General features: G+C 71.9%; 5 protein-coding genes and 1 pseudogene. 4 read left to right on the forward strand and 2 right to left on the reverse strand.

Annotation, left to right across the window (positions count from 1 at the left end):
- On the forward strand, positions 1-725 hold a 725-nt coding region (locus D7V97_RS36475; RefSeq protein ID WP_304988527.1), incomplete at its 5' end, for a type 1 glutamine amidotransferase domain-containing protein.
- Between the two features lie 68 nt (positions 726-793).
- On the opposite strand, the gene D7V97_RS36480 is transcribed toward D7V97_RS36475, so the two are convergent.
- Entirely contained in the window at positions 794-1,786 is a 993-nt protein-coding gene (locus tag D7V97_RS36480; protein ID WP_120615228.1) for an MBL fold metallo-hydrolase, read from the reverse strand.
- Positions 1,787-2,006: 220 nt separating this feature from the next.
- Between D7V97_RS36480 and D7V97_RS36485 the strand changes: the two genes are divergently transcribed.
- Together D7V97_RS36485 and D7V97_RS36490 are read left to right on the forward strand one after the other, a co-directional pair.
- Positions 2,007-2,912 (forward strand): LysR family transcriptional regulator, encoded by a 906-nt coding sequence (locus D7V97_RS36485; RefSeq protein ID WP_233583446.1) that lies wholly within the window; start codon positions 2,007-2,009, stop codon positions 2,910-2,912.
- Between the two features lie 92 nt (positions 2,913-3,004).
- The gene (locus D7V97_RS36490) at positions 3,005-3,898 is read left to right on the forward strand and encodes a DUF3455 domain-containing protein (RefSeq protein ID WP_147445123.1); all 894 of its coding nucleotides are present in this window, start codon (positions 3,005-3,007) and stop codon (positions 3,896-3,898) included.
- A gap of 25 nt (positions 3,899-3,923) precedes the next feature.
- On the opposite strand, the gene D7V97_RS36495 is transcribed toward D7V97_RS36490, so the two are convergent.
- Positions 3,924-7,514, reverse strand: a complete 3,591-nt coding sequence (locus D7V97_RS36495; RefSeq protein WP_120615231.1) for a VIT domain-containing protein — start codon at positions 7,512-7,514, stop codon at positions 3,924-3,926.
- A 140-nt stretch (positions 7,515-7,654) separates the two neighbouring features.
- Here D7V97_RS36495 and D7V97_RS36500 point away from each other — a divergent pair.
- A pseudogene (locus D7V97_RS36500) lies at positions 7,655-8,076 on the forward strand (hypothetical protein); the annotation flags it as partial.

Consider the following 8,076-nt stretch of genomic DNA (forward strand, 5'->3'; position numbering starts at 1 on the left):
CCACGAAGCCGCCCCGGTCCGCGCCCGCGCCCGTGCTCATCGTGATGACCAGCCACGCCACCAAGGGCAGCACCGGCGAGCCCACCGGGTTCTACCTGGGCGAGGTCACCCACCCCCTGGCGGTCTTCGACGCCGCCGGCATCCCGGTGGAGTTCGCCTCCATCCAGGGCGGCGAACCGCCGGTGGATGGCCTGGACCTCAAGGACGCCACCAACGCGCGCTACTGGAACGACGCCGCCTTCCGGAAGGCGCTGCGCACCACCCTCAAGCTGGATGACGTGAAGGCGTCCCGCTACTCCGCCATCTTCTACGCGGGCGGCCACGGCGCGGTCTGGGACTTCCCCGGCAGCGCGGCGGTGCAGCGGGTGACGCGCGAAGTCTACGAAGCGGGCCACGTCGTCGGCGCGGTCTGCCACGGGCCCGCGGCGCTGGTGAACGTCAAGCTGAGCGACGGCGCGTACCTGGTGGCGGGCAAGCAGGTCAGCGCCTTCACCGACGACGAGGAGCGCGCGGTGAAGCTGGAGAAGGTCGTGCCCTTCCTCCTGGCCACGACGCTGGAGCAGCGCGGCGCGAAGCACCAGCCCGCCGCCAACTGGACGCCCAAGGTGGTGGTGGATGGGCGCCTGGTCACCGGCCAGAACCCGCAGTCCGCCACCGGCACGGCGGAGGCGGTGCGCGACCTCGTCCTGAAGCAGGCGGCTCCCGCGTCGAAGCCCGCGCCCTGAAGCCGCGTGGGGCGCCCTCCCTGCACGACCGGGAGGGCACCCGCCCCGCTACCGTGAGGCGGCGCGCATCAGTCCGCGCGGACCTTCGCGGGCTGCCAGCGCTGACCGGAGCTGTAGTTGATGGGGATCCACCGGTAGGACTTCCCCTCCGCGCCGGGCCGCCCCTCCGCGCCGGGCCGCCCCTCCGTGCCAAGCCGTCCCAGTCCGGGGAAGGGCATGTGCGCGAAGCCGAGCAGGTCGCCGCGCTTCGCGGCCTCGGTGAACGCACGCGCTCGCTGGGCCGCGGCCGCGCGCTCATCGACGTCGTAGGCGACCGTCACCGAGGGCTCGCGCAGCTGCACCGAGCCGAAGTGCATCAGGTCACCCCACAGGGCCAGCCGCTGCCCCCGGCTCTCCACGACGTAGGCGCTGTGCCCCGGCGTATGGCCCGGCGTCGGCACGGCCCGGATGCCTGGGACCACGGTGTCCCCGTCTCCGAACGTCTTCAGCTTCCCCGCGACCTGGTACGGCTCCACCATCGCGCGCGCCTCCTCGAAGTACTTCGGATCCACCGTCCCCTTCGGCCGGGGGTTGTGCCCCAGCCAGAAGGCCGCCTCGCGCGCGTGCACCTGGAGGATGGCATTGGGGAACGCCCGACGCGTGGCGGACATCAGCCCACCGGAGTGGTCGGAATGGATGTGCGTGAGCAGCACCACGTCAATCTGCTCGGGCTGGTAGCCCGCGGCCTGGAGGCTCTGCTGGAGCCGGCCGCCCACGTCGGGGCCGAAGAAGCCGCCCACGCCCGTGTCCACGAGCACCAGGGCCGTGCCGGTGTTGACGAGGAACGCATTGATGGACAGCTCGACCGGATCCTCCAGGTGGTCGCGCGAGAGCAGCTCCGTCACCCGCTCCGGCGTCGTGTGGGTCGCCACCTCGCGCACCGTCAGGGGAACGGTGCCGTCGGACAGCGCGGTGACCTCGAAGTCGCCGAGCATCATCCGGTAGAAGCCAGGGGCCTGGGTCCGCACCTGGGGCGCGGCCGCGTGGACGGCGGAGGGAAGCAGGGGGGCCAGGGCCAACACACCCAACGTGAGGGAACGGGAGACAGCGAGAAAGACACCGCGGGGAAGAGGTCTGTGCATGGGCGAGGAGATACCGCCCGGCATCCCCCGGGATAAACGGGCGCCCCTCACACATTCCGTTTCACCCCTGAAACAATCCGGAGTGCGCGATGGGGCCTGGGGCCTCTTCGCTGAACGCGCTATGCCGTGCGTGAGGTGGAAGATGGACAGGTTCACGGCGATGGAAGCCTTTGTCCGCGTGGTGGAGAGCGGCACCTTCACCAAGGCGGCCGACGCGCTGGGCCGCCCGAAGACGGCGGTGACCCGGCTCATCCAACAACTGGAGGCGCAGCTGCGCGTGAAGCTGCTGCACCGCACCACGCGTCGGGTGACGGTGACGCCAGAGGGCATGACCTACTACCAGCAGGCCTTGCGCCTGTTGGGCGAGGTGCGGGAGCTGGAAGCCACGCTCTCACAGACACGGCGCGGCCCCCGGGGGCGGCTGCGCGTGGAGTCGAGTGGGACCATCTCCCGGCTGCTGATCATCCCCGCGCTGCCGGCGTTCTACGCGCGCTACCCGCAGATGCACATCGAGCTGGGGGTGAGCGACCGCGTCGTGGACCTCCTGTCGGACAACGTCGACTGCGCCATTCGCGGCGGGCATGTGAAGGACGAGTCGCTCGTGGCGCGGCACCTGGGCGACCTCTGCTATCTCGTGTGCGCGTCACCGAAGTACCTGGAGCGCCACGGCCCGCCCCAACACCCGCTGGAGCTGGCGGGCCCGTCACACGCGGTGGTCAGCTACTTTTCGTCGCTGAGCGGCAAGGAGCTGCCCATCGTCTTCACCCGCGACGGCGAGCGGCTGGAGGTCCAGGGCCGCAGCCTGCTCACGCTCAACGAAACCAATGCCTACCTTGCCGCCGGGCTCGCGGGCCTGGGCGTCATGTTCGCCCCGCGCTTCGTGTTGGAGCCGTACCTGGCCTCCGGTGAGCTGGTGCAGGTGCTGGAAGGCTGGCATCCCGAGTCCCGGCCCCTGTTCCTGGTGTATCCCCCCGCGCGGCAGCTGGGCGCCGGGCTCCGGGTCTTCATCGACTGGACGATGGAGCTGTTCGCGAGTCGGCCGAACCTGTGGCGCCACGACGGATAGCGTCGTGAGGAAGACACGCGCTCCTCCACCCGGACGGATTGCTGGCACGGGAGGCTGTCATTACGGTCGCTGGTTTCCGAGGGAGGTCTGTCTTGAAGCCTGCTCGAACGAGACCCGTCCGTGTCATCGCCATGCTCGCGCTCGCCGTCGCGGCCTCCGGCGGGTGCGATGATGATGACGACGACGCTCCGGATGATGGGACCGCGGCGGCCACCGAGGCGGTGAAGCAGATCGCCATGAATGCCCCCACCAGCCTGCCGGCCAATGTGCCGGACGAGGTGCTGCGGGTGACGCTGGGAGGCGTGGAGTACAACCTCCGCGAGCTGCTCAGCCGCCCCTCCGAGTCGCGGCCCTCCGCGCACATCGTGGCCGCCTACCTGACGGTCCCCACGCCCGAGGATCCACCGCCCTTCGGGACCCGCGACGTGGCCGTGGATCCGGACTACGAGCGGGCGGCGCCAGCAGCCCAGGTCTACGAGTGCCGCCAGAACGCGAGCGGCTTCGCCTGGGCCTTCCTCCAACCGGAAGCAGGGCTCCAGCCCATCACCTCCCAGCCCATCCCTGCCCTGGACAAACTGGTGCTGGATCACTTCCGCTACCCGGCGGGCATTGATTTCGGGCCGCCCACCGGCACGCCACCGGTGGGCCCGTCCTGGCGGGTGTCGGCCCCGGTGCTCAACGAGGGCACGCCCACCGCCGGCCAGACGCTCTTCGTCGGCAGCGTCGAGGCCACGGTGGCCAACGGGTCCGGCAACGTCCCCCTGCTGCGGCTCGCCAACGTCGCGCGCATCGACCGGGGGCTCCCGTCCGACGTGTTCTCGAGGACCACGTCCGACGGGACCCAGACGGGCTATGCGCTCCGGCTCAACACCGTGGGAGGCATCGCGCCCACGGCCGGTTGCAGCGGCACCGCGGACGTGGGCCAGCGGGAGCGCGTGCCCTACGCCGCGGACTACTACTTCGTCGATGTCCTCACGGCTCCGTAGCGTCGGGCGTTGAGGGGGAACTGCCTCAAGGCGCGGGCTGCGCCGACACGGGGTCTTTCCCGCTCGCGACCAACACCTCGCGCCGCAGCAACAGGCGCGCGTCCTTGTTGGGGAGGATGCGCACCTGGAAGCGGCGCTGTGCCATGTCGTCGGGCGTGAAGACGCCCCGGTCGCTCACGAGCAGCAGGGCCGTGGGCACCACGTACCGCGCCGAGTTGTTGCCGTAGTAGTGCACCACCACGTGGTACGGCCCCGGCGCCGCCTTCTGCGCGTGGTACAGCTCCGGCCCCAGGCCGTCCGTGATGTCCCAGTACAGCTTCCCTCCCAGCCGCGTGTCCTTGTGCTGGTAGAAGCACTTCTCCCCGTCCGGCTCGATGACCCACAGGTCGATGTCCGTGCTGTCCGAGTTCCAGTGCGTGGTGAGCTGGTAGTCGATGGGCTGGGCCTTCGCGAACATGGCCTCCCCTTGCGGTCCCGTGAGCTCCGCGCGCCGCGCCCTGAGCACCGGGGCCACCTCCGCGAGCCCCGGCTGCCGCTCCAGGCCCGCCAGCATCCGCGCGTAGTGGAAGGCCGCCACCGTCCGCACCTCGCTGCCATGCCGATTCCAGGGACGTGCCAACACGATTTCGTAGTTGCGGGCCGCTTCCGAATAGCGCCCCGACGCGTCCAGCGCGAGCGCCTCCTCCAGGAACGCCTGGGGCTCGAAGGGACGGCTGAGGCGCACGTGCTCGAACAGCTCCGCCGCCGCCGGGTACTGCCCCAGCGCCAGCAGGCCGTACCCCACCAGCCGCAGCGCCTCCGCGTCCTGCGAGCGCAGCTCCACCGGTGACGAGAGCGCCCGCACCGCGCCCCACGTGTCACCGGCGAACGCGCGCTTGCGCGCCATGGCCTCGTAGATCAGCACGTCGTCCCGGTTCTCCTTGCGCGCCTTGCGGTAGGCCAGCTCCGCCTGGAGCCGGGCATCCCCGCCCGCGTAGGGCTCGTCCCGCAGCGGCTGGCGCTTGAGCAGCGGAAGCCGCGCCGCCTTCTGCTCGGCCAGCCGGGCCACCACCGCGCGGCCACTTTCGGGCACGTCATCCAGCGCGATGCCCAGCAGCTTGTCCCGCCGCTGGTCCTCCTCCCGGCGCCGCAGCGACTCCAGGTTGTCCAGGTCCACCTGCTCGTCGCGGACGGCGTAGCGCTGGAAGTCGCGCTCGGACTCCAGCACGAGCATGGACGCGCGGGCATTGGCCAGCCGGTAGTGCTGGCTGAGCGCCACCACCATCCGGTCCAACCGCTCGTCGTCCAGGGACACCAGCCGCGACACGAAGAGCTCCGCCCACGCGCGCGGCGCGAACGCGCTGTCCTCGTCCAGCGGCAGGGGGATGCGCAGCGTGCGCTCGGGCGCGGTGCCCGCCTGGGTCACCACCTCCAGCTCCACGGCGCCCTTGCCGCCCTGCAGCCGCCCCGCCACCTGCAGCTCCTGCCCGGGGAAGACGAGCCGCGGCCGGCCCGCCACCACCAGGTCCTTCACGTCCGCGCCCACCACGGACACCCGCGACAGCACCACCGACGCCGCACGGTGCGCCTTCGCCGCGGCGTCCACCTCCGACGCGGACAGGACGCTCACCCCGCGCCCGCCGCTGGAGCGCGCCAGCGCGTCGAAGAGCTCCGTGTTCACCGCCGCCTCGCCAAAGCGATACGTCACCCAGCGCAGGGACTCCGCGCACGGGTGGCGGGACAGGAGCGCGTCCACGCGGCTCTGCCCCCAGGTGATGTTGCCGTCGGAGAGCAGGAAGGCCGTCACGCGCTCGCCCTTGCCCGCGGGCTTGAGCCACTCGCGCCCGGCCCGGTCCAGTTCCTCCAGTGCGCCGTCCACGTGCGAGGCGCCCTCCAGATAGACGCGCTCCAGCTCGGTGAAGGTCTCCTGCCGGTGCGCCGCGTCGTTCGCGCGGAAGCCCGGCCCGTGCAGCCAGCGGGGGCGCACGTCGAAGAGGAGCACCGCGTACTCCTTCAACGTCGGGTCCTTCTCCAGCAGCGCGCGCAGCGTGGCCGCCTGGATGGCCCAGGCGTTGCCATCCTCGGAGGACAGCGACGTGTCCACCACCAGCACCGCGCGGCCCGTGGGCGCGCCGTCCGCGCCGGAGGTGAGCTGCGCGGGCAGCCGCACCCGCGCGTGGAAGGCGTGGCCTGGAAGCCCCGCGTCGTCCCGACCCACCAGCACGTCCGCGTCCTCGCGCTTCGGCTTCAGGGCCACCGCCAGCGCGCCGTCTCCCGTCAGCTTCGGAAAGTCATACACCTGCCAGGCGCCCACCTTGCGCGCCTTCGCGCCCGCGTCCGGCTGCACCGTCACCTCCGGCGTCTGGCGCGGATCCACGTGGACGCGCGCGGTGATGCGCACGTCCTGGCCCGCGCCCGGAGGCAGCGGCCACGTGTAGCGCAGGCGCTGCCCGTCGAAGAGCAGCGTCTGCTCATACGCGATGACGACGCGCTTGAGCGACTTGGGCGGCAGCGGGAAGACACGCGCGCTGAAGGTGGACGCGCCCGACCATTCGAGCAGCGCGGGGTCCACGTTGCGGCGCACCACGTCCTCGTACACCTCCCTCGCGCGCTTCTGTTCGACGACGCGGGCTTCCTGGATGGAACCCCAGGAGCGCTTCGCCCCTGGAGGCGCGGGCGGCGCGGCGGCGGTGAGCTGCTCCGACGCCGCCGAGGCGTCTCCCAGCGGCGGCAGCAGCTCCGACGACTGGAAGAGCGAGGGCGTGTCCACCGTCACCGCCCCCGAGTACAGCGCGAAGCCCGCCACCGTCGCGCCTCCGGGCAGCGGGTAATAGAACGTGCCCTCGAGGCTGCGGCCCGTGTCGTTCTCGAACAGGTGGTCCACCACCGTCCGCGCCCGGGAGCCCTGGATGTACGTGACGACGCGGATGGCGCGGGCCTTGAGGGGCTGGTAGCGACCGTCATCCCCCATCACCAGCACCTTGGCGGCGCGCGGCGCGGCCTCCACGCGAGGCAGCACCGGCGTCGGAGCCTCCGGTGCGCTGGCCGACTTCTTCGCGAGCTTCGCCGGAGCCTCGGACCGGACGCCGGCGGAACCTGCCCCCACGCTCCCGATGACACCTCCGCTCACGCCGCCTTCCAGCTGAGCGTCACCAAGCACCCGGGGCGCTCGCGCGGAGAGCGCGGCCCGGACCCGCTGACGGGCCGAGGCCTCCTCCAGCTCGCGCTCCTGTCGCCGGGTGTCGGGCACCTCCCGGGGCGGGGCGAGTGCTTCGGGAGCCGCGGCCAGCGCGTCATCCGACGCCGGCTCCTCCCCCATGGGGGAGCCCATGAGCCGCCGCCCCGGGTCGCGCTCGTCGCGCGCGGCGGGCCCGGAGAGCTTCAGCAGTTCCTCCTCGGAGAGCACCTGCGGATCCGCCACGGAGTCGCGCAGCGCCGCGAGGTCCACCTCGCCCGTGTCCGGTTGTCCGGGGGCCGTGACGGGGGCCACCAGCCCGGCCTGGACGAAGGACGCGGGTGCCACCTTCGGCGCGGCGGGCAGGGTGGAGGCAGGCGGGGGAGCGTCGGCGTCCCGCTTGCAACCCGAAGCCAGACATCCCATCAGCAACAAGAGGGCAGAGGTGCGGAGCAGTTGCATGGCCCCGGACGCTAGCCCATCTCCCGGGGCGACATCCGGCGCGGACCGTCCCCTGGACGAAGAACACGCGGCGCTTTCGGCAGGTAACAGGGATGGACCGCCTGCCCTAGGGTCCGGGCACCCTTTCCCAAGGAGCCCCCATGCGCCGCCATCCCTCACACCTTCTGCTGCCCTTGCTGGTCATCGGCCTCGGAGGTCTCGCCTGCGGCGATGACGCCTCGCCTGGCCGCAACACCGCTCCGACCCTGACCGGCCCGACCGTCCAGACGACGGCGGTGCTCTCCGGGGACCCCGTCGCGCTGACGCTGGAGGCCTCGGATGCGGACGGGGATGCGCTCACCTACGCCTGGACGCAGAGCCCTGCCTCCCCGGCGGGCACCTTCGATGATGCCTCCGCGTCCAACCCCACGTGGACCGCACCGCTGGTGGACGGCAGCCAACGCTTCACGCTGAAGGTGACCGTGAGCGACGGCAAGGGGGGCGCCGAGCAGGGAGCGGTGGACGTGGACGTCGCCTCGCCCTTCCCCGACAACCATCCCCCGACGCTGCCGGCGCCCACGGC

This window comes from Corallococcus sp. CA053C, assembly GCF_003611675.1.
In the GTDB taxonomy this organism is placed as follows: domain Bacteria; phylum Myxococcota; class Myxococcia; order Myxococcales; family Myxococcaceae; genus Corallococcus.

What these genes read in the sequence shown, in the direction of transcription:
- D7V97_RS36495 (WP_120615231.1), bottom strand. Translation starts at nt 7,514, where the DNA reads ATGCAACTGCTCCGCACCTCTGCCCTCTTGTTGCTGATGGGATGTCTG.
- D7V97_RS36485 (WP_233583446.1), top strand. Translation starts at nt 2,007, where the DNA reads ATGGAAGCCTTTGTCCGCGTGGTGGAGAGCGGCACCTTCACCAAGGCG.